The following is a 23909-nucleotide window of genomic DNA, read 5'->3' on the forward strand; positions in this document are numbered from 1 at the left end:
CATGAATGCACTCACCTTCGTCGTGGCGGTCCTGGTCCTGATGGTCATCGGGCTCACCGTCGCGCTGTTCGCCCTCGCCCGTCAGGTCGGCGTGCTCTTCGAGCGGGTCTCGCCCATGGGCGCCCTCGTCAACGACACCGGCCCCAAGGTGGGCGACGCCTCGCCGGTCTGGCGGCTGAAGAGCCTCACCGGCGGCGAAATCACCATCGGTCCGCGCGCCGACCGGTCCACCCTCGTCTTCTTCCTGTCGCCCACCTGCCCGGTCTGCAAGAAGCTGCTGCCCGTGCTCCAGTCCGTCCGCACCGCCGAGAAGAGCTGGATGGACGTGGTGCTCGCCTCCGACGGCGAGCGCGCCAAGCACGAGCGCTTCATCGAGACCGCCGGCCTCAAGGCCTTCCCGTACGTGCTCTCTGAAGAGCTCGGCATCTCCTACCGCGTGTCGCGCCTGCCCTTCGCGGTCCTCATCGACCCGGCCGGCATCATCCGCGCCAAGGGCCTCGTCAACAACCGCGAGCAGTTGGAGAGCCTCTTCAACGCCAAGGAAATGGGCGTCGCCTCCATCCAGGACTACCTCGGCGGCGCTCCCGTCGCCAGCCACTGAACCCGCACCAATCCCGAAGAGGAGCCACGGCCTTGACCGGTTTCTTCGACACAATGCTCGCCCGGCTGGACCGGCTGACCGAGACGGGGGCCCGCCGGGTCGCCCAGACCAGCGGCCGCCGCAGTTTTCTCGCCAAGGCCGGGACGCTGATCCTCGGCGGCGCCCTCGCCCCCATGCTGCCGTTCGACAAGAGCCACGCCACCGGCACCGGCGGCGGCGTGGCCACGGGCTCGGACCCGCTCCAATGCGACTACTGGCGCTACTGTTCGCTCGACGGCACCCTCTGCACCCAGTGCGGCGGCAGCCTCAGCATGTGCCCGCCGGGCTCGGAAGCCTCCACCGTCAGCTGGGTCGGCACCTGCCGCAACCCGGACGACACCCGGGACTACCTGATCAGCTACAACGACTGCTGCGGCAAGACCTTCTGCGGCAATGCAACCTTCTGCAACTTCAATGAAGGCGAGAAGCCCGGCTACCGGATGGCGCTCCACAACGACATCAACTGGTGCATGGCCAACACGTCCGTCGGCTATCATTGCACCGTGGCGGTGCTGGTCGGCCTCGCCGAGTGACCGGCGCCGGGACACCCGGAGAGGTGCGATGATCCCTCGTTCCCGTCCCCCGCGGCGTGCTGTCCTGCCGCTTGCCGCCGCCACGCTCGTCCTGGCGGTGGCGGCCGGCGGCCCTACCGGTCCGGCCCGGTCCGCCCAGCCGGACTGGGCGGCCACCAATTACACGCCGCGCACCAACTACGTGCTCCGCTGCAGCGGCTGCCACGGGATCGCCGGCACGGGTGCGGCGGCGAAGGCCGGCGTGCCGGATCTCGCCGGCTATGTGGGCGCCTTCGCGGCCGATCCGGACGGACGCTCCTACATGACCCGGGTGCCGGGCGTGCGGAGCGCCAACCTCGATCCGGCCAAGACCGCCGCCGTCCTCAATTACGTGCTGGAGGCCTTCGCCGGCCCGTCCCTCAAGCCAGGCACGCCTCTCTTCACCGCCGAGGAGGTCGCGGCCGCCCAGGCCCTGCCGCGCACCGACATCGTGGCGCTCCGCCGCCAGGTGGTCGCCCGGTTGAAGGCCGACGGCGTTCCCGTCGCGGCCTATCCCTGGCCCTGACGGGCGACCTGACCGCAACACCCAGAACGCAAAAAAGGCGGCCCGCACGGCCGCCTTTCGCTTGTGTCCAGTGAACCGCCACGCCGACCGTCAGTCCTTGGCGCGCTCCACATAGGAGCCGTCGACGGTCATCACCACGATGCGGGTGCCGGTCGTCACGAACGGCGGCACGTTGGTGCGCACGCCGTTGGAGAGCACCGCCGGCTTGTAGCTGGAGGTCGCTGTCTGGCCCTTCATGGCCGGCTCGGTCTCCACCACCTCCAGCACCACGCGCGCCGGCAGCTCGATCGACACCGGCACGTCGTTGTAGACGCCCACATGGCATTCCATGTTTTCGGCGAGATAGGCCGACTGGTCGCCGATCACGTCCTTCGGCACGGAGATCTGCTCGTAGCTCTCCATGTTCATGAAGGCGAAGCCCTGCTCGTCCTCGTAGAGATAGGTGTAGGGCCGCTCGTCGATAAAGGCGCGCTCCACCTGCTCGGTCGTCTTGTAGCGCACCGAAACCTTGGTGCCGTCGACGATGCGGCGCATGTCGATCTGCGTGGTCGGCGTGCCCTTGCCCGGGTGGAAGTTTTCCGCCGAGAGCACAACGTGGAGCTTGTCGTCGAGCTCCACCACGTTGCCCTTGCGGATCTGGCTGGCGATGACCTTGACCATGGCGTAATCGATGTCTCGAGTTGTCGGCAAAAACGGATCGGCCCACGCCGGTGGTCCGGCGCGGCCTCTTGCTGGCGTCTCTCCTGACATTTTCGAGCCGGAAAAGGAAGAGGGCATTGACGGGCAATTCGACGGGCCGTGCCGCAGAGCCAGCCGCCTCGCCCTGGTGGTCGCCGGAGCGGCACGCCGCCCGCCGCCCCTTCCTGGCTGCCCGCAGCCGCCTGAAGGCCGCCGTGCGGCGCTGGTTCGAGGACGAGGGCTTCACCGAAGTGGAATGCCCCGCCCTGCAGGTTTCCCCCGGCAACGAGGCGCACCTCCACGCCTTCGCCACCGACCTCGTCGGCCTCGACGGCAGCCGTCGGACCCGATACCTGCACACGTCGCCGGAGTTCACCGCCAAGAAGCTTCTCGCCGCCGGCGAGACGCGGATCTTCGACTTTGCCCGCGTCTTCCGCAACCGCGAGGGCGGCCCGCTGCATTCGCCGGAGTTCACGCTCCTGGAATGGTATCGCGCGAACGCGCCCTACACGGCGCTGATGGACGACTGCGCCGCCCTCCTCCGCCTCGCCGCTGACACGCTTGACGTGGACCGGTTCCAGTGGCGCGGCCGCACCGCCGACCCGCGCGCCACGCCGGAGCGCCTCACCGTCGCGGAAGCCTTCGCCCGCCACGCCGGCCTCGACCTCCTGGCCACCCTCACGGACAACCCCGCCGCCCCGGACCGCGAAGCCCTCGGCCGACAGGCCGCCGCCGCGGGCTATCGGGTCGTCGCCGACGACAGCTGGACCGACATCTACTCCCGCGTCCTCGTCGAGGCGGTGGAGCCCCACCTTGGCTTCGGCCGGGCCACCATGCTCTGCGAATACCCGGTGTGCGAAGCCGCCCTCTCCCGCCCCTGCGCCCACGACGGCCGGGTTGCGGAGCGCTTCGAGCTCTATGTCTGCGGCGTGGAACTTGCCAACGCTTTCGGCGAACTCACCGACCCGGTGGAGCAGCGCCGCCGTTTCGAGGAGGAGATGGCGCTCAAGGCCGCGCTCTATGGCGAGCGCTATCCGATCGACGAGGACTTCCTCGCCGCTCTCGCCCACATGCCGCCGGCTGCCGGCATCGCCCTCGGCTTCGAGCGGCTGGTCATCGTCGCCGCCGGCGCCCGCTCCATCGACGACGTCGCCTGGGCGCCGGTGGTCTGATCCGCGGACCATCCCCCGGCCGCCTGTCCCGGATCGACACGATCGTCACGGCGGGGCTTCCTCCGTTGCATTAAGCATGTTTTAACCGTGCCACGCTCCGCCCCCGAGACCCACCGACCGAGGGACATGCCATGGCCCGCCTGCTCCTTGTGCTTCTTTCGATGCTGGTCGCCTGCCCGGCCCTGACGACGGCTGCCGCCGCCGACTGGCAGACCTACACCAACGCCCGCTTCGGCACGACGATCGACTATCCGGCGGACATCTTCCTGCCGACGCCCGACCCGGAGAACGGCGACGGCCGCCGCTTCGTGTCCGCCGACGGCGAGGCCATGGTCACGGTGTTCGGCGGCTACAACGTGGACCGCCTCTCCCTCACCGACCTCCTCGCCGCAGCCAACGAGGACGTCAGCGACGGGGAGATCACCTACCAGACCAACGGCCCCCGCTGGTTCGTCATGTCTGGCTTCCAGAACGGCAAGATCTTCTACCGCAAGCTGATGCTCACCCGCACCCTGGACGTCGCCCACACGGTGGAGATCATCTACCCCGCCGACGCCAAATCCACCTACGACACCCTCACCGCCCGCATCTCCAAGTCGCTGACCTGGAAGTTCTGACGCGGCCGGCGACGGGTCGATCGGGCGCCGCCGCCGATCGTCATGGTCCGCGAAGGCGGACCAGCCACGCGTTCCCCGGCCACCGCATATGCGTGGATGGTCCGGCGATACCGGACCATGACGAGGTTGGAGCAAACACGCCGGCGCCTGTTCGAAATCGTCACCCCGGCGAACGCCGGGGTCCAACCGCACGCCCCATCACCCACGCCAGCCAACATCCGGCCTGCGTTCGTTGGATCCCGGCTTTCGCCGGGATCACGAGGTCGGTTGCGGCATCACGCGCGCGCCGTATCGGATCAAGCTGTGCTCATCCGCCCCAACCCCGATCGTCATGGTCCGCGAAGGCGGACCACCCACGCATTCCCCGGCAACCGCGCACGCTTGGACTGCCCCGCCCAGCCGGACAATCACGAGGGCCACAGATCGGCGCGGCCGAAAACGCCCGCCCCTTGCCTAATGCCCCGCGAACTCGATCAGCGTGCGCACCGGCACGTCGAGCGCGCGCAGCTTGTCCGCGCCGCCGAGGTCCGGCAGGTCGACGATGAAGCAGGCGGCTTCCACCACGGCGCCGAGGCTGCGGATCAGGGTGGCGGCGGCGACGGCGGTGCCGCCGGTGGCGATCAGGTCGTCCACCAGGATCACCCGCTCGCCCGGCAGGATGGCGTCCTTGTGGACCTCCATCTCGTCCACCCCGTACTCCAGGCTGTAGGCGATCGACACCGTCTCGTGCGGCAGCTTGCCCTTCTTGCGGATCGGCACGAAGCCGGACGAGAGCTGGTGCGCCACCGCGCCGCCGAGGATGAAGCCGCGCGCCTCGATGCCGGCCACCTTGTCGATCTTACCGCCCGCCCAGGGCTGCACCAACTCGTCCACCGTGCGGCGGAAGGCACGAGCATTGCCAAGCAGGGTGGTGATGTCGCGAAAGACGATGCCAGGCTTCGGATAGTCCGGAATGGCACGGATCGTGTCGGCAAGATTCATCGGTCGGTTTCCTCGCGCCGGCGGGGCCTTCGCCGGCCTCTGATCGCCTTTCCTACAACGGGCCGGCGGCGCCCGCGAGCCCAAAGCCCGGGCGCCCCGACCGGCCGGCGCTCAGCGCCCGAGCACCCGCCCGGCCACCGCGTCGAGCTTGGCCAGCATGGCGGGGTCGCGCGCCTCCGGCCGGGTGATGAGGGCGAAGTCGAGGGCCCGGTCCGAGCCGACCGGACAGGGCGGATGCACGCGCGGGATGGTGCGGGCGAGCCGGCCGACCAGCGCCTGCGCCTTGTGGGCGTTCTGGTGCAGCACCTTCACCACCTGCGCCACGTCCACCATGTCGTGGTCGGGGTGCCAGCAGTCGAAGTCGGTCACCATGGCGACGGTCGCGTAGCAGAGCTCCGCCTCGCGGGCGAGCTTGGCCTCCGGCATGTTCGTCATGCCGATCACCGCGCAGCCCCAGGACCGGTAGAGCTCGCTCTCGGCGAGGGTGGAGAACTGCGGCCCCTCCATGGCGAGATAGGTCCCGCCCCTGACCACCACGATCCCCTCCTCCGCCGCCGCGGCAGCCACCGCGTCCACGAGAAGCGGGCTCACCGGATGGCCGAAGGCCACATGGCCGACGCAGCCCTCCCCGAAGAAGGACTTCTCGCGGGCGAAGGTCCGGTCGATGAACTGGTCGACCAGCACGAAGGTGCCGGGCGGCAGGTCTTCCCGAAGCGAACCCACGGCGGAGACGGACACGAGATCGGTCACGCCCATCCGCTTCATCACGTCGATGTTGGCGCGGTAGTTGATGCCGGACGGCGACAGCCGGTGCCCGCGCCCGTGTCGGGGCAGGAACACGACGGTGAGCCCGTCCACCGTCCCCACCCGCACCTGGTCGGACGGAGCGCCCCACGGGCTTTCCACCGTCACCCAGTCGGCGCCCTCCAGCCCGGGCAGGTCGTAGAGCCCGGACCCGCCGATCACACCCAGCACCGTTTCCGTCATGACCCCGCCTCGTCATCAACACGCTGATCCGGAGGAGACCACGCCGGGGCCGCGAGGGGAAGCCGCAGGGCGGCACCACACAGCCTGTGGGACCATTCGTCCCCGGCGGATCGTCGCCTCCCCTACCGACCAATCCCCCCGCAAACGACGAAGGGCCCCGTCGCCGGGGCCCTTCGCTGAGGTCGGATCGGAACGGGCGCGGATCAGTGCGCCACGTCGCTCCAGATCTTGCGCTTGGTCAGGTAGAGCAGGCCCGCGAACACGGCCATGAACACCATGGCGTGGAAGCCCAGGCGCTTGCGCGCGTCCAGGTGCGGTTCGGCCGCCCACATCATGAAGGCCGCCACGTCCTTGGAATACTGGTCCACGGTCATCGGCGTGCCGTCCGTGTACTCCACCACCTCGTCGGAGAGCGGCGGCGCCATGGCCAGCGACATCCCCGCGATGAAATACGGGTTGTAATACTGGCCCTCCGGCACGGTCACGCCCTCCGGCGGGTCCTGGTAGCCGGTGAGGAGGGCATGGATGTAATCCGGACCCTGCTCCTGATAGGGCACGAACACGTCGAACACGAACTGCGGGAAGCCGCGCTCCACCGCCCGCGCCTTGGCGATCAGCGACAGGTCCGGCGGCAGGGCGCCGCCGTTGGAGGCCCGGGCCGCCGCTTCGTTCGGGAAGGGCGACGGGAAGGCGTCCTTCGGCTCGCGCGGACGCTCCAGCGGATCGCCCACGTCGTCGACGCCGTCCACGATGGTGTACTCGGCCGCCAGCGTCTTCGCCTGCTCCTCGGTGAAGCCCGGCCCGCCCTCTTCGGCAAGGTTGCGGAACTTCACAAGGCTCATGGCGTGGCAGCTGGCGCACACCTCCTTGTAGACCTTGTAGCCGCGCTGCAGCTGGCCCTTGTCGTAGGTGCCGAACGGGCCGGCGAAGCTCCAGTCCACATACTCGGGCTTGTGGATCGGGTAGTGGGTCGGGGCGTGTTCCCCGCCCTCCTCTTCGGCCGCGATCGCGGCGAAGCCGCCGAAGCCGAGGCCGACGCCGAGAACGGCGGCGGCAGCCCAACGGATCATGGTCTTGCTCATGGTGCTATCGATCCTTCCGTCGGGACAGGTCAGTGCTTCTCGGGCGATGCCGTGGCGCCGACCGGATGCGCGTGGCCGCCGTTCTTCGCCAACACCGCGTCGGTGATCGAGACCGGCAACGGCTTCGGCGTCTCCAGGAAGCCGAGCAGCGGCAGCACGATCAGGAAGTGGGCGAAGTAGTAGGCGGTGAAGAGCTGCGCGGCGAGCACGTAGCCGCCCTCCGCCGGGCGCGAGCCCAGCCAGCCCAGCATCACGCAGGTGAAGGCGAACACCCAGAAGAAGATCTTGAACAGCGGGCGGAAGCGCGCCGAGCGGACCTTCGAGGTGTCGAGCCACGGCAGGAACACCAGGATGGCGATCGACCCGAACATGGCGATGACGCCGCCGAGCTTGGAGTTGATCGGCCCGATGTCGAAGGTGATGGCGCGCAGGATGGCGTAGAACGGTAGGAAGTACCATTCCGGCACGATGTGCGCCGGCGTCACCAGCGGGTTCGCTTCGATGTAGTTGTCCGGGTGGCCGAGGTAGTTCGGCTGGAAGAACAGGAACCAGCCGAAGAACATGCAGAACACCACCAGGGCGAACACGTCCTTCATCGTCGCGTAGGGCGTGAAGGGCACCGTGTCCTTCTCGGACTTGGTGTCGATGCCGAGCGGGTTGTTCTGGCCCGTGACGTGCAGCGCCCAGATGTGCAGGATCACCACGCCGAAGATCATGAACGGCAGGAGATAGTGCAGCGAAAAGAAGCGGTTGAGCGTGGCGTTGTCGACCGCGAAGCCGCCGATCAGCAGCGTCTGGATTGGCTCGCCGATGAGCGGGATGGCCGTGAAGAAGTTGGTGATCACGGTGGCGCCCCAGAAGCTCATCTGGCCCCACGGCAGCACGTAGCCCATGAAGGCGGTGGCCATCATCAGGAGGAAGATGATCACGCCGAGGATCCACAGCACCTCGCGCGGCTCCTTGTAGGAGCCGTAGTACATCGCCTTGAAGATGTGGATGAAGACGGCGATGAAGAACATGGACGCGCCGTTGGCGTGCATGTAGCGCAACAGCCAGCCCCAGTTCACGTCGCGCATGATGGCTTCGACGGACTCGAACGCCATGGCCGAGTTGGCGGCGTAGTGCATCGCCAGGACGACGCCGGTGAGGATCTGCACCACCAGCATGAACACCAGGATGGCGCCGAAGGTGTAGAAGTAGTTCAGGTTGCGCGGCGTCGGGTAGGAGACCGCGGTGTCGTGCAGCAGGCGCACGATCGGCAGGCGCCGCTCAAGCCACTTCTCCGCCCCCGTCCGGGGCTCGTAGGTCGAATGACCAGACATGGAAATCTCCTCGCGAAGCGCTGGGGTCAGCCGATGCGCAGCCGGGTGTCGTTGACGAAGGTGTAGACCGGCACGGCCATGTTCTCAGGCGCCGGGCCCCGGCGGATGCGGCCCGCCGTGTCGTAGTGCGAGCCGTGGCACGGGCAGAACCAGCCGCCGAAATCGCCCTGCTGGCCAAGCGGGATGCAGCCGAGGTGGGTGCACACGCCGACCATGACGATGAGATTTTCCATGCCCTCGGTGGCCCGGTTCTCGTCGGTGGCGGCGGCGTCCGCGGCGGCGTTGTCGTTGCGCGCCAGCGGATCCTTGAGCTCCTCGATCGTCACGCCCTTGGCGGCCTCGATCTCTTCCGGCGTGCGGTTGCGGATGAACACCGGTTTGCCGCGCCATTGGACGGTGATGGACTGGCCCGGCTGGATCGCCGAGATGTCCACCTCGATGGAGGCGAGCGCGCGCGTGGAGGCGTCCGGGTTCATCTGGTCGATGAACGGCCAGAGCGAAGCCGCGACGCCGACCGCGCCCATCGCACCGGTGGTCAGGAACAGGAAGTCGCGGCGGGTCGGTTCGGCGGGGTTTGCGGTGTCAACCACGGGAAGTTCCTTCTGAACGAAAGACCTTGAGGCCCTCCCCGATGCCGCCGAGGGCCGGGCCGAAGATCAAGCGAGAGACCGCCCACGGCTGACCCCTCCTCTTCCTCGGCGGAAGCGCGGGGCCGGCGGCGAACGGGCAGCAAACCAACAGGGACGGGATGCGGGAACGCCGGCTCGGTGAGGCGCCGGCGGGGGCCCGCGGCCCCGATCGGGTGTCTTTTTGCACCATCGCTTGCTAATGTCCAGTTAGGCAGATGTGGGATGCCGACCATTCCGCCCTGACGCTTTGTCGCAACGCACCATTATCCACACCGATCACGTGATCGGCGAGCTAAAGGCCGCAAAGCAGAGCGATTTTCGCTCTGCCGCAGCCCGATACCGCGCCAGCTGCGCCGTTCCGTCGCAGCCCCGCTCGCCGGAACCGCCCCTTTCCGGCGCGAACGAAAGCGCCCGCCCCCCTCGCGGCGAGACACCCCTGTCGCCGCGCCCGAGTCTCAGGCGTCCACGCGCTCGATCACCGGCGCACCCCCGTCCGACATGTCCAGGAACCCGCCCGTCTGGCGCGCCCAGAGGCCCGCGTAGAGGCCGCCCTTGGCGACGAGGTCGTGGTGGGTGCCGACCTCTACGATGCGGCCGCGGTCCATCACCACCAGGCGGTCCATGCGGGCGATGGTAGAGAGGCGGTGGGCGATGGCGATCACGGTCTTGCCGGCCATCAGGTCGTCCAGGCTCTCCTGGATTGCCGCCTCCACGTCGCTGTCGAGCGCCGATGTGGCCTCGTCCAGCACCAGGATGGGCGCGTTCTTCAGAAGCACCCGCGCGATGGCGATCCGCTGCCGCTGCCCGCCGGAGAGCTTCACGCCCCGCTCGCCTACGTGGGCGTCGTAGCCCCGCCGCCCGCGCGCGTCGATCAGGTCCGCGATGAAGGCATCCGCCTTCGCCTGCCGCGCCGCCGTCACCAGCGCCGCCTCGTCCGCCTCCGGCCGGCCGTAGGTGATGTTGTCGCGGATCGAGCGGTGCAAGAGCGAGGTATCCTGAGTCACCACCCCCACCGCCGCCCGAAGGCTGTCCTGCCGCACGCCGGCGATGTCCTGACCGTCGACGAGGATGCGCCCCGACTGCAGGTCGTAGAGCCGCAGGAACACGTTCACGAGCGTCGACTTCCCGGCGCCGGACGGCCCCACGAGGCCGATCTTCTCCCCCGGCTTCAGCGTCAGGGTGATGCCGTCGAGCGCCGCCCGGCGCGGACCGTCCTCGGTCAGGCGACCGTAGTCGAAGCGCACGTCCTCGAACCGCACCTCGCCGCGCGGCACCGTCAGCGCCGGCGCGTCCGGCCGGTCGCGGACCTCCTGCGGCTTGGCGAGCGAACGGACGCTGTCCTCCAGGGTGCCGATCGAATCGTAGACGTCGCCGAGGTTGAACACCGCCGCCCGCGACAGGCCGTGGATCTGCACGAGCAGCGCCAGCACCGCCGCGATGTCGCCGGCGCTCGCCTCGCCCTGGCGCCAGAGTTCCACGCCGATCAGCGCCCCGGCGGTGAGCAGCAGCCCGTTCATGAAGGTGAGCGTCACGGCGAGCGAGGTCAGGTAGCGTTGCTGCACCGTGCTCGCCTCGATGCCGTTGACGAGCGCCTCGCGCACGTGCCCGTCCTCCCGGCCGATGCCGGTGAAGAGCCGCACGGTCATGTAGTTGGAATAGCCGTCGACGATCCGCCCGGTGAACACCGACGCGGTCTCCGACACCCGCCGCGCCGCCGCGCGGCTTCGCGGCAGGTAGATCCACAGCACCCCCACGAACGCCGCCGCCCAGAGGAGCACCGGCGCCACGAACCAGGGGTGCTGCGCGAGGAGGAAGGCCACGGTGCCGGCGAGGAAGAGCAGCGCGTAGAGCAGCTGGTCGGCCATCTGCCGGACGAGGCTGCGGATCGCCTGCCCGGTCTGCCCCACCTTGGTGGCGATGCGGCCGACGAAATCGTTCTGGAAGAAAGAGACGTCTGCCCGCGACACATACTCGTGGGTCCGCCAGCGCACCAGGGTGCCGACGTTGCGTAGCAGCGTCTGGTTGCGGACGAGCGACGACAGGATGGTCACCGCAGGGCGCACCACGACGAGGAGCACGGCGAAGAACACCAGGTCCCCCCAGTGCGCCGCCAGGAAGGCCTCCGACGGCGTCGCCGAGACGAGATCGACGATCCGTCCGATCATCCACGGGATGGCGATCTCCACCGCCGTCGTCATGGAGGTGAGCACGATCATCAGCACCACCGCCCAGCCGGTCTCCTTGAAGAAGGTCCGCACCACCCGCCACACCGTCGTCGGCGGCGCCAGCGGATGCCGTCCCTCCGTCGGCTTCAGCGGGTCGATGCGGCTTTCAAAGAAGCCGAACAGGCGGTCGATCATTCCGGCGGGCTTTGCGGTCATGGAAGGGAGTTGTGGGCAGGATGGGCCGGATGGCAAGGGCACGGCGGCCGGAACCTGTCAGCAGTGGGGTGGACGGGCGGGGCGGTGAGACCGGAGTCCGCCGATCACCGACATCGTCGCACACTCCGCGATCGTCATGGTCCGCGCAGGCGGACCACCCACGCTTTTCCCGGCCGCATCCGCTCGCCGACGGAATGCGTGGATGGTCCGGCAGAACCGGACCATGACGATGATGCAGCGAGAGCGCGACGCAACCGCTACCCCGCCCGCAACCCGGCTCCCTACTCCGCCGCCAGATCCCGCTCCTCCGCCATCTCGCCAACGTCGAGGAAGCCGCCCGTCTGCCGCGCCCAGAGGCCCGCATAGAGGCCGCCCTTGTCCACCAGCTCCTGGTGGCTGCCCATTTCCACGATGCGACCGCGGTCCATCACCACCAGCCGGTCCATGCGGGCGATGGTGGAGAGCCGATGGGCGATGGCGATCACCGTCTTGCCCTTCATCAGCTCGTCCAGGCTGTCCTGGATGGCCGCCTCCACGTCGCTGTCGAGCGCCGACGTCGCCTCGTCCAGCACCAGGACGGGCGCGTTCTTCAGAAGCACCCGGGCGATGGCGATCCGCTGGCGCTGGCCGCCGGAGAGCTTCACGCCGCGTTCGCCCACGAAGGCGTCGTAGCCCTTGCGGCCGTAGGTGTCCGAGAGGTCCGGGATGAAGAGGTGCGCGTGCGCCGCCTTGGCTGCCGCCAGCATCTCGTCGTCGGTGGCGGTCGGGCGTCCGTACTTGATGTTGTCCCGGATGGAGCGGTGCAGCAGCGAGGTGTCCTGGGTCACCATGCCGATGGCCGCCCGGAGGCTGTCCTGCGTCACGTCGGCGATGTTCTGCCCGTCGATGAGGATGCGCCCGCCCTCCAGGTCGTAGAGCCGGAGGAAGACGTTGACGAGCGTCGACTTGCCCGCGCCCGACGGGCCGACGAGGCCGATCTTCTCACCCGGACGAATGGTCAGCGACACCCCGTCGAGCACGCCCTTGCGCTTGCCGTAGTGGAAGTGCACGTCGTCGAAGCGCACCGCGCCGCCCGTCACGGTCAGCGCCGGGGCGGCCGGCTTGTCCAGCACCGTGTGCGGCTGGGCGATCGTGGTGATGCCGTCCTGCACCGTGCCGACATTCTCGAAGATGCCCGTCACCTCCCACATGATCCAGCCGGACATGTTGACGATGCGGATGGCGAGGCCCCCGACCAGCGCGATGGCGCCGACGGTGATCGAGCCGAGGCTCCAGAGGTAGACGGCGAGCGAGCCCACCACCAGCAGGAGCACCGAGTTGGTGAAGCTGATCGACGTGGTCATGCCGGTGATCAGCCGCTGCTGATGGCGGAACTTGTTCGTGTGGTCGGTCAGCGCGTCGCGGGCGTAGTCGTCCTCCCGCTCCGCGTGGGCGAACAGCTTCACCGTCTGCATGTTGGTGTAGCTGTCCACGATGCGGCCGGTGAGGGTGGAGCGCGCCTCCGACATCACCTCAGCGGCCTTGGCGAGGCGCGGGATGAAGGTGCGCAGGATGACGAGGTAGACGCCGATCCACACCACGATCGGCGCGGCGAGCCGCCAGTCCGCCTGGAAGAACAGCACCAGCGCGCTCGCCACGTAGAGCGACACGAACCACAGCGCGTCCGCCACCGTGACGATGGATTCGCGCAGCGACGGGCCGGTCTGCACCACCTTGGTGGCGACGCGGCCGGCGAAGTCGTTGTTGAAGAAGGTGATCGACTGGCGGAGCACGTGCCGGTGGTTTTGCCAGCGGATCAGGTTGGTGAAGCCGGGCGCGATCGCCTGGTGCACCAGAAGGTCGTGCAGCAGCGTCGCCACCGGCCGCGCGACCACCACCACCAGCGCCATGCCGACGAAGGTCCAGCCGTGGTCGGCGAACACCCGCTCCGGCGTGGTGGAGGAGAGGAGGTCGACGAGTTCGGAGATGTAGCGGAACAGCTGCACCTCGATCAGCGCCACGAAGAAGCCCACCACCAGAAGGGCGGCGAGCACCGGCCACATCTGCCGCACATGGTGCCAGTAGAAGGCCCTCAGGTCCGACGGCGGCTGCACCACCGGGTGCGGCCGGAACGGATCGATCAGCTTCTCGAACAGCGCGAACATGACGGCCGACTCCTCGAACGGTCGCGGGCGCGCGGCGCGGCGGATCCGCGTCGCGGCGTCATCATCGGCCCCCTCGGGCCGCAGGTCCCCCTGCTGAAAACGGTGTGCGCTGTTGTGGACTGGGTGCATGTCCCGTCCAGCCGGACGTCTGGCCGGAGTGACGGGCCGCGTCGGGCGCATTCTTCGTTCCGCGGACGGACATAGCGCGTTTCAGATCGCTTCGGAAGGTCGCCGCGCCACTTCCGCGCCCGTTCCGGCCCTCCGATCGGCTCTCCCGCCCCTGCCGATGCCGCAGTGCCACACTCCGGCACCGGCGCGCGCGCCGGAACAGCAATCGGTCGAAAGGCTCGCCCGCAGGGCTGCGCGAACGATGTCCCGGAGGGAGGGGAGGCGACGTGGATCTCACGGCGAAATGGCCGTTGCACACATCAAAAATTCCTTATGGTGCGCCGCGTCATCACCCTTTTGAGGGATGCCGGCGGCGATCCGTTCGCCTACCAATGAGTGGCATCGGGGCGACGGATGGTTTCGTCATATTGCGGCGCACCTCCACGGGTGATCCCTCGCTCCGACTGCATCGACGGTCTCCTGACCACTGCGGACAAAACTCATCCGGGCCGAGGGTCCCTCATACCTCGGCCCGGATCCTTCCGCGGCAGGATCCGGGGCGCTATACCGGGGCGATGCAGCTCGCCCTCTACCAGCCCGACATCGCCCAGAACACCGGCACGCTCCTCAGGCTCGGCGCCTGCCTCGGCGTGCCCGTGCACGTGATCGGGCCGGCCGGCTTCGACCTCTCCGACAAAGCGCTGCGCCGGGCCGGCATGGATTACCTGGAGAGCGCCACCCTCGTCCGCCACGATGGCTGGACCGCTTTCCTGGCCTTCGTGGCGGCCAGGGAGCGGCGCATCGTGCTCGCCACCACGAAGGCGTCGCTGCCCTACACCGACCACGCCTTCGGGCCGGCCGACGTGCTGCTCCTCGGCCGCGAGTCCGCCGGCGTGCCGGACGCCGTCCAAGATCGGGCGGACGCGCGCGTCACCATCCCCATGCGGCCGGGCCTGCGCTCGATCAACGTGGCGCTTGCCGGCGCCATGATCCTCGGCGAGGCGTTTCGCCAGACGCAAGCCTTCCCGCCGACGGTTCTGCCCTCGCCCGATGGATGACAACGGCCGCGTTCCAGCCTAAACCGGCAGCATCGCCCGTCCGCGCGCAGGCGCCGCCGAAGGACCTCATCCGCATGTCCGCCACCTTGAAGTTCGTCGCCCCCAACCCCGCTGTCGCCCTTGCCGATGCCAAGGTGCCGGACGGCATCGAGGAGAAGAAGGCCGCCGCCTTCGCCTGGTTCACGGACCTGCGCGACCGCATCGTCGCCGCCTTCGAGGCGATCGAGGACGACGTGAGAGGTCCGTTCGCCGACCTTGCCCCCGGCCGCTTCGTCAAGACGCCCTGGACGCGCACCGATCACAGCGGCGCCCACGGCGGCGGCGGCGAGATGGCGCTGATGCACGGCCGGGTGTTCGAGAAGGTGGGCGTCCACGTGTCCGCCGTGCACGGCGAGTTCGCGCCGGAGTTCCGCGGCCAGATCCCCGGCGCCGCCGAGGACCCGCGCTTCTTCGCCGCCGGCATTTCGCTGATCGCCCATTTGCGGAACCCGAACGTGCCGGCCGTCCACATGAACACCCGCATGGTGGTCACCACCAAGCAGTGGTTCGGCGGCGGCGCCGACCTGACGCCCGTGCTCGACCGCCGCCGCACCCAGGACGACCCGGACACGCTCGCCTTCCACGCCGCCATGCAGGCCGCCTGCGACGCCCATCCGGGCGTCGACTACGCCGCCTACAAGGCCTGGTGCGACGACTATTTCTACCTGAAGCACCGTGACGAGATGCGCGGCATCGGCGGCATCTTCTACGACTACCGCAACACCGGCGACTTCGACGCCGACTTCGCCTTCACCCGCGACGTCGGCCTCGCCTTCCTCGACGTCTACCCCCGCCTCGTGCGCGCCAACATGGAAACGCCCTGGACCGAGGCCGACCGCGAGGAACAACTCGTCCGCCGCGGCCGCTACGTGGAGTTCAACCTCCTCTACGACCGCGGCACCATCTTCGGCCTGAAAACCGGCGGCAACATCGCCAGCATCCTCTCCTCCATGCCGCCGATCGCCAAATGGCCTTGAGGAGACCGACGGGTAGTCGTCAAGAACCGGCTTCAGGTTGTACCGTCATCCCGGCGAAAGCCGGGATCCAGCCGACAGCAGCCCCGAGCACGCGCGTCACTTGAAAGCGTGGGTGGTCCGCCTTCGCGGACCATGACGATCGGTGCGATACACCCGGACCACCGGCGACCGGACCCCCGCGCCTCCCTCCCTAGGCTCCTCCCTCGTCATGGTCCGCGAAGGCGGACCACCCACGCATTTCCCTGAACTTCCGCCCTCAATCCATCATGTCCCTTGCATTTTAAACGGATTCGCAAAACTCCCCACCCATTCTCGCGGCGGGAGGTCGTTTCATGCGTGTCACGGAAGAACAGGCGAAGACCAAGTGGTGCCCCTTCGTGCGGATCGAAGGGTCCAACCGGCTGCACAACACGATGACGGACGGCTTTGATGCCGAGCATCGGTTCCAGCACTGTTTAGGGTCCACCTGCATGGCCTGGCGCGGCTTCACGGTCTCCCACGCCCGGGGCTACGGCGGCGTGGAGCACCACGGCTATTGCGGCCTCGCCGGCCGGCCCGAGCAGGACGGCTGACCCTTAGCGCGGGCTCACGCCTCCCCGAACCCGTCCTCGATCCACGCCGCCTCGCGCGCCTTCAGGGCGCGGCCGAGATCCGGGCCGGGTGCGATGCCCTCTCGGATGAGGTCGGCTCCGGTCACCGGGAAGGCCGGCGCCGTCCAGTCGCGCGCCACCGCGATCGTTGCCGGCACATCGGCCCCGGCGCGCGCGGCGGCCAGCAGCAGCGCCCCCGTGGCCGTGGCGCTGCCCGCCCGGTAGACCGCCTCCTTCACCGCCTGGACGGCGCTTTCCGGCCCGATCCGCGCCGCCCAGGCGGCGACGGCCGCGATCCGGTCGCGCTCGGTGTTGGAGAGCCGCAGCCGCTCGGCAAGCGCCGGCGCGTCGGCTTCCTCGGCCCCGGCGACGGCCGCGACGGCGAGCGCCGGATCCACCGGAACGCCCGCCGCCTCGGCGAGGGCGTGGAGCCGGGCGAGCGCGTCCGGGTCCGCCGGCCCGCCGAGCACCGCGGCGAGGATCCCCGTCCCGTCCATCAGCCGCACCGTCTTCGGCGCGCCCGGAGCCACCAGGAGCTTGCGCGTCTCCTGGCCGATCCGCTCCCGCGACAGCCGGTCGAGCCCGTCCTTCAGCGCCGCGCAGGCGGCAAGCCCAGCCGGGTCCGGCGCGCCGCTGCCGTAGACCGCATGGAATCGGAAGAAGCGCAGGATACGGAGATAATCCTCGCGGATCCGCGCCTCCGGATCGCCGATGAACCGCACCCGCCGGGCGAGCGCGTCCGCAACGCCGCCGACCGGGTCGAACAGGGTGCCGTCCGGGTCGGCGTAGATGGCGTTCATGGTGAAGTCGCGCCGGGCGGCGTCGGCGGCAAAGTCGTCGGTGAAGGCCACCACGGCCCGCCGGCCGTCCGTCTCCACGTCGGCACGGAGCGTGGTGACCTCGTAGGCCTGCCCCTTGGCGACCACCGTCACGGTGCCGTGGGCGATCCCGGTCGGGATCGCCTTCAGCCCGGCCGCGGCGGCGCGCGCCATCACGGTCTCCGGCAGGGCGTCGGTGGCAAGATCCACGTCGGCCACCGGCGCGCCGAGGAGCGTGTTGCGCACCGCGCCGCCCACCGCCCGCACCCGCGTGCCCTCCACCGCCAGCGCCGCCACCACCGCCCGGAAGCCGGACGCCCCGAGGAAGGGCGCCCCAGCGATCGAGGTCGGCGCGGGCCTTCCGGCCGTCATGCGTACACCTGTTCGTAGAGCACCCGCAGGATGCCGGCGGTGACGCCCCAGATCCGCCGCTCCTGCCAGGGCATGGCGTAATAGCGCCGATCCCGTCCCCGGAACGGGCGCTGCTCGATCAGGTGGTTGCCGGGCGTCATCAGGAAGGCGAGCGGCACCTCGAAAACGTCCGCCACCTCGTCGGGGTTGGGCGTCAGCGGCGCGTCCGGGTCGATCAGCCCCACCACCGGGAAGATCCGGAAGCCGGTGTTCGACACATAGGGATCGATCAGCCCCAGCGGCGTCACCAGCCGCCGGTCGAGGCCCACCTCCTCCTCCGCCTCGCGGAGCGCCGCCGCCACCGGGTCCGCGTCCGCCGGGTCGATCTTGCCGCCCGGCAGGGCGATCTGGCCGGCGTGGCTCTTCAGGTGGTCGGTGCGGCGGGTCAGAAGCAGCGTCGCCGCCCCGTCGCGCTCCACGATGCCGATCAGCACGGCCGCGTCGCGCAGCGTCAGCCCCTCCATGAATTCCATCAGCGACGGATCGGTCACGTGGTCGCCCGCATGAAGGCGCGGCACCAGCCGCGAGGCGTCGAGCCCGTGCAGCCGGTCCCGGCGGGTCATCAGGTCCGCCACCGTGAAGGGTGGCGCGTCGATCGCCGTCATGCCGTCCCGCCCGCCTCCCCGTCGCCCGTCGCCCCGCCGTCGTCCATCGCGTCCTCCGGCAACGGATGGAACACCCCGCCCGCCCAGACGCCGAGGCCGCCGTCCGGCCCCGGCTCGATCAGCGCGGCGAGGTCGTGGGTGAGCGCCCGGGTGAAGCGCGCCTCCAGCCCGGCCCGCACGTGGAGATAGGGCTTCAGCCCGTCCGTCCGCGGGTCCACCACGAAGCGGATGCGGTGGTCGTCTCCGGCTTCCGCCAGATCGCCCACGTTGGTGCGCACGGTCAGCCGCCGCTCTGCCCCGTCGCCCTCGGCGTGCATCTCCACCGCCTGGAAGGGCGCGTCCGCCACGCGGATCCCGACCTTCTCCACCGGTGTCACCAGCACGTACCGGTCGCCCTCCCGCTTCAGCACGCTGGCGAACAGCCGCACCAGCGCCTCCCGGCCGATTGGCGAGCCCAGATAGTGCCAGCGGCCCTCTGGGTCGATGTCCATGTCGAGATCGCCGCAGTCCGGCGGGTTCCAGCGCTCCACGGGGGGTTTGCGACCATCCGGCGCAGCCCGGGCGATGAGAGCGGCCAGACCGTCGGCGCTGGCGGCCGAAGAGGCCCGTTCGGGGTCGGTCATGGGCGTCCTTTCGTGGTTTGGAGCTTCACGCTGTCGTGACCGGGGGTTCACTGCGCCGCCACCTTTTCGCCGTTTCGCGTCGGTCCCGTGGACGACTGAGCTTCGGCGCCCATCTACACTGTGCAGGATGGGATGCGTCGTCCGCAAAGAGATGTCAAACTCCGAGATCGCGGCGACAAGACCTGAGGAGTCGGGAGAACTCATGAGCGCACCCTTCATCGCTTCAACGGCTGCCGACACCGATCGGATCGTCGCCGATGCCGAATCCGCCGTCGAGCGGATCGTCGCGGCCCGCACGGCGATCGCCCGCGTGATCTTCGGCCAGGAGAGCGTCGTGGAACGGGCGCTGATCACCGTTCTGGCCGGCGGCCACGGCCTCCTGGTCGGCGTGCCCGGCCTTGCCAAGACCAAGCTCGTGGAGACCATGGGCACCGTGCTCGGCCTCTCCGAGCGGCGCATCCAGTTCACTCCGGACCTGATGCCGTCCGACATCCTCGGCTCCGAGGTGCTGGAGCAGGCCAGCGACGGCTCGCGCGCCTTCCGCTTCGTCAAGGGCCCGGTGTTCGCCCAGCTCCTGATGGCCGACGAGATCAACCGCGCCTCCCCGCGCACCCAGTCGGCTCTCCTGCAGGCCATGCAGGAGCGGCACGTGACGGTCGCCGGCCAGCGCCACGACCTGCCCGAGCCCTTCCACGTGCTCGCCACCCAGAACCCGCTGGAGCAGGAAGGCACCTATCCGCTGCCCGAAGCCCAGCTCGACCGCTTCCTCCTCCAGATCGACGTGCTCTATCCGGATCGCGATTCGGAGCGCCGCATCCTCCTGGAGACCACCGGCGCCGACGAGAGCGTCGCCCAGCCGGTGCTCAACCCGGCCGAGATCATCGGCCTGCAGCGGCTCGTCCGCCGGGTGCCGGTCGGCGACACCATCGTGGAGGCCATCCTCGACCTCGTCCGCTCCGCCCGCCCCGACAGCGGCGTCGGCCGCCACAGCACGGCGATCGCCTGGGGTCCCGGCCCCCGCGCCTCCCAGGCGCTGATGCTCACGGTCCGCGCCCGGGCGCTTGCCCAGGGCCGCCTGTCGCCCTCGCTCGACGACGTGCGCGCCCTCGCCGAGCCGGTGCTCCAGCACCGCATGGCGCTCACCTTCGCGGCCCGCGCCGACGGCGTCACCATCCGCGACGTGATCGCCGACCTCACCGGCCGGATCGGGTGACCCTGATGGCGGTGTCCCCCCGGTCCGCCGACGCCACCCTCCTGACGCCGTCCATGACGGCGAGCGCCCGGTCGCTCGCCGCCTCCCTGCCGGAACTGCTGGTGGAGGCCCACCAGGTGGCCAACACGGTGGCGTCCGGCTGGCACGGACGGCGCCGCGCCGGCCACGGGGAGGACTTCTGGCAGTTCCGCCCCTTCCAGTTCGGCGAACCCGCCCGCCGCATCGACTGGCGCCGGTCCGCGCGCGACGAGGGCCACCTCTACGTCCGCGAGCAGGAACTGGAGAATGCCCACACGGTCTGGATGTGGGCCGACCTCTCCGCCTCCATGCGCTTCGCCTCGCGCCTTTCCTCCGCCACCAAGCGCGACCGCGCGGTGGTGCTGATGATCGCGCTCGCCGAACTCCTCGCCCGCTCCGGCGAGCGCATCGGCCTCCTCGGTCACGGCCGGCCGATCGCCAGCCGCGCCGCCGCCGAACGGCTCGCCATGACGCTCTCGCACCTGGAGAACGACGCCGCCCGTCCGGTCTCCTCCGCCGTCCGCCGCTTCCACGAGGTGGTGCTCTTCGGCGATCTCCTCGATCCGCCCGACGTGATCGAGGCGGAACTCGCCCGCCTGTCCGGTGCCGGCGCCCGGGTCCACCTCATCCAGGTGATGGACCCGATCGAGGAGACCTTCCCGTTCACCGGCCGCACCGAGTTCGTCGACCCGGAGACCGGCGGCCGCCTCACCGCCGGCCGGGCCGAGGCCTGGCGGAGCGGCTATCTGGCCGCCCTCGCCCGCCAGCGCGATCTCCTCACCCGCGCCACCCGGCGGTCCGGCTGGAGCTTCCTCATCCACCACACCGACAAGCCCGCCGCCGAGGTGCTTCTCAGCCTGCACGGACGGCTTGCCGCCGGCATGGCGCACACGGGCGTGGGCGGAGGCGCCGCATGATGGGTCTGCCGCTTGCCTTCGCCGCGCCCTGGGTGCTCGCCGGCCTTGTCGCCCTGCCGGTGCTCTGGTGGCTCCTCCGGGTCACCCCGCCCCGTCCGAGCCTCGTCACCTTCCCGCCCATGCGCCTTCTCAGCGACGTGCGCGTGGAGGAGGAGACACCCGCCCGCACCCCGTGGTGGCTGACGCTCCTGCGTCTCCTCCTCGCGGCCCTCGTCATCATCGCGCTCGCCGGCCCCACCTTCCGGCCCGCCGCCGACCGGCTCACCGGTGCCGGCCCGGTCTGGCTCCTCGTCGACAACGGCTACTCCGCCGGCCCGGACTGGGAGGCGCGCCGCGCCACCGCCGAGGGCGTCATCACCAACGCTGCCGACGCCGACCGGCCGGTGCTGGTGGTCGGCACCGCCGACGGTCTCTCCCGCGAGATCGGCGCCGCCAATCCGTCCGACGCCCGCTCGCGCCTTGCGGCCCTCGCCCCGCGCGGCTGGTCGCCGGATCACGGCGCCCTCGCCCAGGCTCTCGCCCGCGCCGCCGAGACCGCCGCCCCTGGCGACATCGTCTGGCTCGCCGAGCCGGTGGACGACGGCTCCGGCGCCGCTTTCGCGGCAAGCCTCCGCGGCCTCGCCCCGGAGGCCGCCATCACCGTGGCCGGCGCCGACAGCCCGCCACCGGTCGCCGCCCTCACGGTGGAGCACGACGCGGAGGGCCTTGCCACCACGGTCCGGCGTATCGATGCCGCGACCGCCGCCACCGGCACGCTCCGCGCCGTCGACCGCCGCGGCACGCTTCTCGACGAGCAGCCCTTCGCCTTCGAGGGCGACGCCACGGAGGCGACCGTCGCCTTCAACCTGCCGCTGGAGCTGCGCAACGAGATCGCCCGCATCGAGGTGGTCGGCGGCAACAGCACCGCCGGTGTGCAGCTTCTCGACGACCGCTGGCGCCGGCGCACCGTCGGCCTCATCTCCGGAGCCACCGCCGACCGGGCCCAGCCGCTCCTGTCGCCGACCTACTATCTCACCCGCGCCCTCTCGCCCTTCGCCGACATCCGCGAGCCCCGGTCGCCCGCGGTGGACACGGCCGTGGAGGCCTATGTGGACGAGGGCATCGCCGCCATCGTGATGGCGGACGTCGGCACCCTCAGCGGCGACACCGCCGAGACGGTCGCCTCCTTCGTGGAGAACGGCGGCGTGCTTATCCGCTTCGCCGGCCCCAGGCTGGCCGCCGGCGAGGACGAACTGGTGCCGGTGCCGCTCCGGCGCGGCGGCCGCACCCTCGGCGGCTCCCTTTCCTGGGAGGAGCCCCAGTCCCTCGCTGCCTTCTCCGAGGGCGGCCCCTATGCCGACGTGATCGTGCCGAACGACGTCGCCGTGGAGCGCCAGGTGCTCGCCGAGCCGTCGCCCGACCTCGACGCCAACACCTGGGCGACCCTTTCCGACGGCACTCCACTCGTCACCGCCCGCCCGGTCGGCGCCGGCTGGCTCGTGCTCTTCCACGTGACCGCCGACACCACCTGGTCGAACCTCCCGATCTCCGGCGCGTTCGTCGAGATGCTCCGCCGCACGGTCGCCCTCGGGCAGGCCGGCGGCCCGGCCACCGGCGACCGCACGGTCACCACCGACGCGCTGCTCGCGCCGCTCTCCGTCCTCGACGGTCGCGGCCGGCTCACCTCGCCGCCGTCCGACGTGCGCGGCATCCCGTCCACCGCCTTCGGGACGGTGACCGCGAGCCGCGAAACGCCGCCCGGCCTTTACGGCACCGATGACGCCTTCCGAGCGGTGAACCTGATGCGCCCCGACACGCCCTTCGCCCGCCTCGACCTCTCCGGCCTGGACGACGCCACCCGCGCGCCGCTCGCCACCGACACCGGCGTGCCGCTGGAGCCCTGGCTCTTCTCCACGGCCTTCCTGCTCCTGGTGATCGACGCCATCGCGGTGCTCGTCCTCGTCGGCGGCATCGGCGCCCTGATCCGCCGCCGCGCCGCCCCGGCGGCGCTGGCGCTCGCGGTGGGCCTTGGCACCCTCGCGTCGGTCCCCGACGCCAAGGCCCAGGGCCTAACCCCGGAGGAGCAGGCGATCGTCGACGCCGTCTCGGTCACTCGCCTCGCCTACATCCGGACCGGCGACAGCGAGGTGGACGAGACGAGCCGCCTCGGCCTTTGGGCGCTCACACGCTTCCTCGCCGCCCGCACGGCGCTGGAGGGGGGCGAGCCGGTGGGGCTTGATCCGGAGAGCGACGAGCTCAGCCTCTTTCCGCTCATCTACTGGCCGATCGACCCGTCCACCTTGCCGCCGACCGACGAGACCATGGCGCGCATCGACGCCTTCATGAAGACCGGCGGCACCGTGCTCTTCGATACCCGGGACCAGTTCTCCAACATCCAGGGCGGCTCCACGCCCTCGTCGGAGCGCCTGCGCGACATGCTCTCCACCCTGGACGTGCCGGCGCTGGAGCCCGTGCCGCCCGACCACGTGCTCACCAAGGCCTTCTACCTGATGGCCGATTTCCCCGGCCGCTATGTGGGCAGCCCGCTCTGGGTGGAGGCCTCCGCGTCGGCGGAAGCAGAAGCCGAGGCCGAGGGCGGCGACGTCCGGCCGGTGCGCACCGGCGACGGCGTGTCGCCCATCCTGATCACCGGCAACGACTTCGCCGGCGCCTGGGCGGCCGACGACGCCGGCCAGTTCCTCTACCCGGTGGTGCCGGGCGAGCCCCGCCAGCGGGAGTTCGCGCTCCGCGCCGGCGTCAACATCGTCATGTACAGCCTGACGGGCAACTACAAGGCCGATCAGGTCCACGTCCCGGCGCTCCTGGAGCGCCTCGGGCAATAG

22 protein-coding genes are annotated in these 23909 nt (G+C 70.2%); 11 read left to right on the plus strand and 11 right to left on the minus strand.

The annotated features are described in order from the left end of the window. The first annotated feature begins 1 nt into the window (after position 1). Genes mauD through BUQ68_RS16835 form a run of 3 tightly spaced genes read left to right on the plus strand, consistent with a single transcriptional unit; the run spans position 2 to position 1717 of the window. Positions 2-601, plus strand: a complete 600-nt coding sequence (gene mauD, locus BUQ68_RS16825) for a methylamine dehydrogenase accessory protein MauD (RefSeq protein WP_075217166.1) — start codon at positions 2-4, stop codon at positions 599-601. 32 nt (positions 602-633) lie between these two features. Then, positions 634-1173 (plus strand): methylamine dehydrogenase light chain, encoded by a 540-nt coding sequence (locus BUQ68_RS16830; RefSeq protein WP_095407354.1) that lies wholly within the window; start codon positions 634-636, stop codon positions 1171-1173. A gap of 28 nt (positions 1174-1201) precedes the next feature. Continuing rightward, positions 1202-1717: a hypothetical protein gene (locus BUQ68_RS16835; RefSeq protein WP_075217167.1), complete on the plus strand. Its 516-nt coding sequence runs from the start codon at positions 1202-1204 to the stop codon at positions 1715-1717. 90 nt (positions 1718-1807) lie between these two features. On the opposite strand, the gene efp is transcribed toward BUQ68_RS16835, so the two are convergent. Further along, positions 1808-2377, minus strand: coding sequence for an elongation factor P (efp, locus tag BUQ68_RS16840; protein WP_075217168.1), 570 nt, complete (start codon positions 2375-2377; stop codon positions 1808-1810). Between the two features lie 116 nt (positions 2378-2493). Between efp and epmA the strand changes: the two genes are divergently transcribed. Beyond that, complete coding sequence (gene epmA / locus BUQ68_RS16845; protein ID WP_075217169.1) at positions 2494-3567, plus strand: EF-P lysine aminoacylase EpmA; 1074 nt, start codon at positions 2494-2496, stop codon at positions 3565-3567. A 131-nt stretch (positions 3568-3698) separates the two neighbouring features. Beyond that, a complete protein-coding gene (locus tag BUQ68_RS16850) occupies positions 3699-4184 on the plus strand; it encodes a hypothetical protein (RefSeq protein ID WP_075217170.1) in 486 nt (161 codons plus the stop codon). Positions 4185-4637: 453 nt separating this feature from the next. Here BUQ68_RS16850 and BUQ68_RS16855 read toward each other — a convergent pair whose 3' ends face one another. The 7 genes from BUQ68_RS16855 to BUQ68_RS16885 form a co-directional block, all read right to left on the minus strand. After that, positions 4638-5165, minus strand: a complete 528-nt coding sequence (locus BUQ68_RS16855) for an adenine phosphoribosyltransferase (RefSeq protein ID WP_075217171.1) — start codon at positions 5163-5165, stop codon at positions 4638-4640. A gap of 111 nt (positions 5166-5276) precedes the next feature. Then, entirely contained in the window at positions 5277-6152 is an 876-nt protein-coding gene (locus BUQ68_RS16860) for an S-methyl-5'-thioadenosine phosphorylase (RefSeq protein ID WP_075217172.1), read from the minus strand. A gap of 203 nt (positions 6153-6355) precedes the next feature. After that, complete coding sequence (locus BUQ68_RS16865; protein ID WP_075217173.1) at positions 6356-7234, minus strand: cytochrome c1; 879 nt, start codon at positions 7232-7234, stop codon at positions 6356-6358. A gap of 29 nt (positions 7235-7263) precedes the next feature. Continuing rightward, a complete protein-coding gene (locus BUQ68_RS16870) occupies positions 7264-8556 on the minus strand; it encodes a cytochrome b (protein ID WP_075217174.1) in 1293 nt (430 codons plus the stop codon). A gap of 26 nt (positions 8557-8582) precedes the next feature. After that, a complete protein-coding gene (petA, locus tag BUQ68_RS16875; protein WP_075217175.1) occupies positions 8583-9146 on the minus strand; it encodes a ubiquinol-cytochrome c reductase iron-sulfur subunit in 564 nt (187 codons plus the stop codon). A gap of 494 nt (positions 9147-9640) precedes the next feature. Continuing rightward, a complete protein-coding gene (locus BUQ68_RS16880; RefSeq protein ID WP_245293292.1) occupies positions 9641-11566 on the minus strand; it encodes an ABC transporter ATP-binding protein in 1926 nt (641 codons plus the stop codon). 281 nt (positions 11567-11847) lie between these two features. After that, positions 11848-13710, minus strand: coding sequence for an ABC transporter ATP-binding protein (locus BUQ68_RS16885; protein ID WP_075217176.1), 1863 nt, complete (start codon positions 13708-13710; stop codon positions 11848-11850). A gap of 683 nt (positions 13711-14393) precedes the next feature. Between BUQ68_RS16885 and BUQ68_RS16890 the strand changes: the two genes are divergently transcribed. The 3 genes from BUQ68_RS16890 to BUQ68_RS16900 all read left to right on the plus strand — a co-directional run bounded on the left by BUQ68_RS16890 (position 14394) and on the right by BUQ68_RS16900 (position 16464). Next, positions 14394-14876, plus strand: coding sequence for a tRNA (cytidine(34)-2'-O)-methyltransferase (locus BUQ68_RS16890; RefSeq protein WP_075217177.1), 483 nt, complete (start codon positions 14394-14396; stop codon positions 14874-14876). A 74-nt stretch (positions 14877-14950) separates the two neighbouring features. Continuing rightward, positions 14951-15892, plus strand: a complete 942-nt coding sequence (gene hemF / locus BUQ68_RS16895; protein WP_083656654.1) for an oxygen-dependent coproporphyrinogen oxidase — start codon at positions 14951-14953, stop codon at positions 15890-15892. Positions 15893-16224: 332 nt separating this feature from the next. Then, positions 16225-16464 carry a hypothetical protein gene (locus tag BUQ68_RS16900; protein ID WP_075217178.1) on the plus strand — a complete coding sequence of 80 codons (240 nt, stop codon included), beginning with the start codon at positions 16225-16227 and terminating at the stop codon, positions 16462-16464. Between the two features lie 14 nt (positions 16465-16478). Here BUQ68_RS16900 and BUQ68_RS16905 read toward each other — a convergent pair whose 3' ends face one another. Genes BUQ68_RS16905 through BUQ68_RS16915 form a run of 3 tightly spaced genes read right to left on the minus strand, consistent with a single transcriptional unit; the run spans position 16479 to position 18939 of the window. After that, positions 16479-17672, minus strand: a complete 1194-nt coding sequence (locus tag BUQ68_RS16905) for a CCA tRNA nucleotidyltransferase (RefSeq protein WP_083656655.1) — start codon at positions 17670-17672, stop codon at positions 16479-16481. Next, complete coding sequence (locus BUQ68_RS16910; RefSeq protein WP_075217179.1) at positions 17669-18316, minus strand: CoA pyrophosphatase; 648 nt, start codon at positions 18314-18316, stop codon at positions 17669-17671. The genes BUQ68_RS16905 and BUQ68_RS16910 overlap by 4 nt, the downstream gene beginning before the upstream one ends. Then, the gene (locus tag BUQ68_RS16915; RefSeq protein WP_075217180.1) at positions 18313-18939 is read right to left on the minus strand and encodes a DUF1285 domain-containing protein; all 627 of its coding nucleotides are present in this window, start codon (positions 18937-18939) and stop codon (positions 18313-18315) included. The genes BUQ68_RS16910 and BUQ68_RS16915 overlap by 4 nt, the downstream gene beginning before the upstream one ends. Before the next feature lie 202 nt (positions 18940-19141). Here BUQ68_RS16915 and BUQ68_RS16920 point away from each other — a divergent pair, with 202 nt between their 5' ends. Genes BUQ68_RS16920 through BUQ68_RS16930 form a run of 3 tightly spaced genes read left to right on the plus strand, consistent with a single transcriptional unit; the run spans position 19142 to position 23909 of the window. Further along, positions 19142-20152 (plus strand): AAA family ATPase, encoded by a 1011-nt coding sequence (locus BUQ68_RS16920; RefSeq protein ID WP_075217181.1) that lies wholly within the window; start codon positions 19142-19144, stop codon positions 20150-20152. A gap of 5 nt (positions 20153-20157) precedes the next feature. Then, the gene (locus BUQ68_RS16925; protein WP_075217182.1) at positions 20158-21087 is read left to right on the plus strand and encodes a DUF58 domain-containing protein; all 930 of its coding nucleotides are present in this window, start codon (positions 20158-20160) and stop codon (positions 21085-21087) included. After that, positions 21084-23909: a DUF4159 domain-containing protein gene (locus BUQ68_RS16930; RefSeq protein WP_075217183.1), complete on the plus strand. Its 2826-nt coding sequence runs from the start codon at positions 21084-21086 to the stop codon at positions 23907-23909. Before BUQ68_RS16925 ends, BUQ68_RS16930 begins: the two co-directional genes overlap by 4 nt.

The sequence above is a fragment of the Mongoliimonas terrestris genome (assembly GCF_001927285.1).
Taxonomy (GTDB): domain Bacteria; phylum Pseudomonadota; class Alphaproteobacteria; order Rhizobiales; family Pleomorphomonadaceae; genus Chthonobacter; species Chthonobacter terrestris.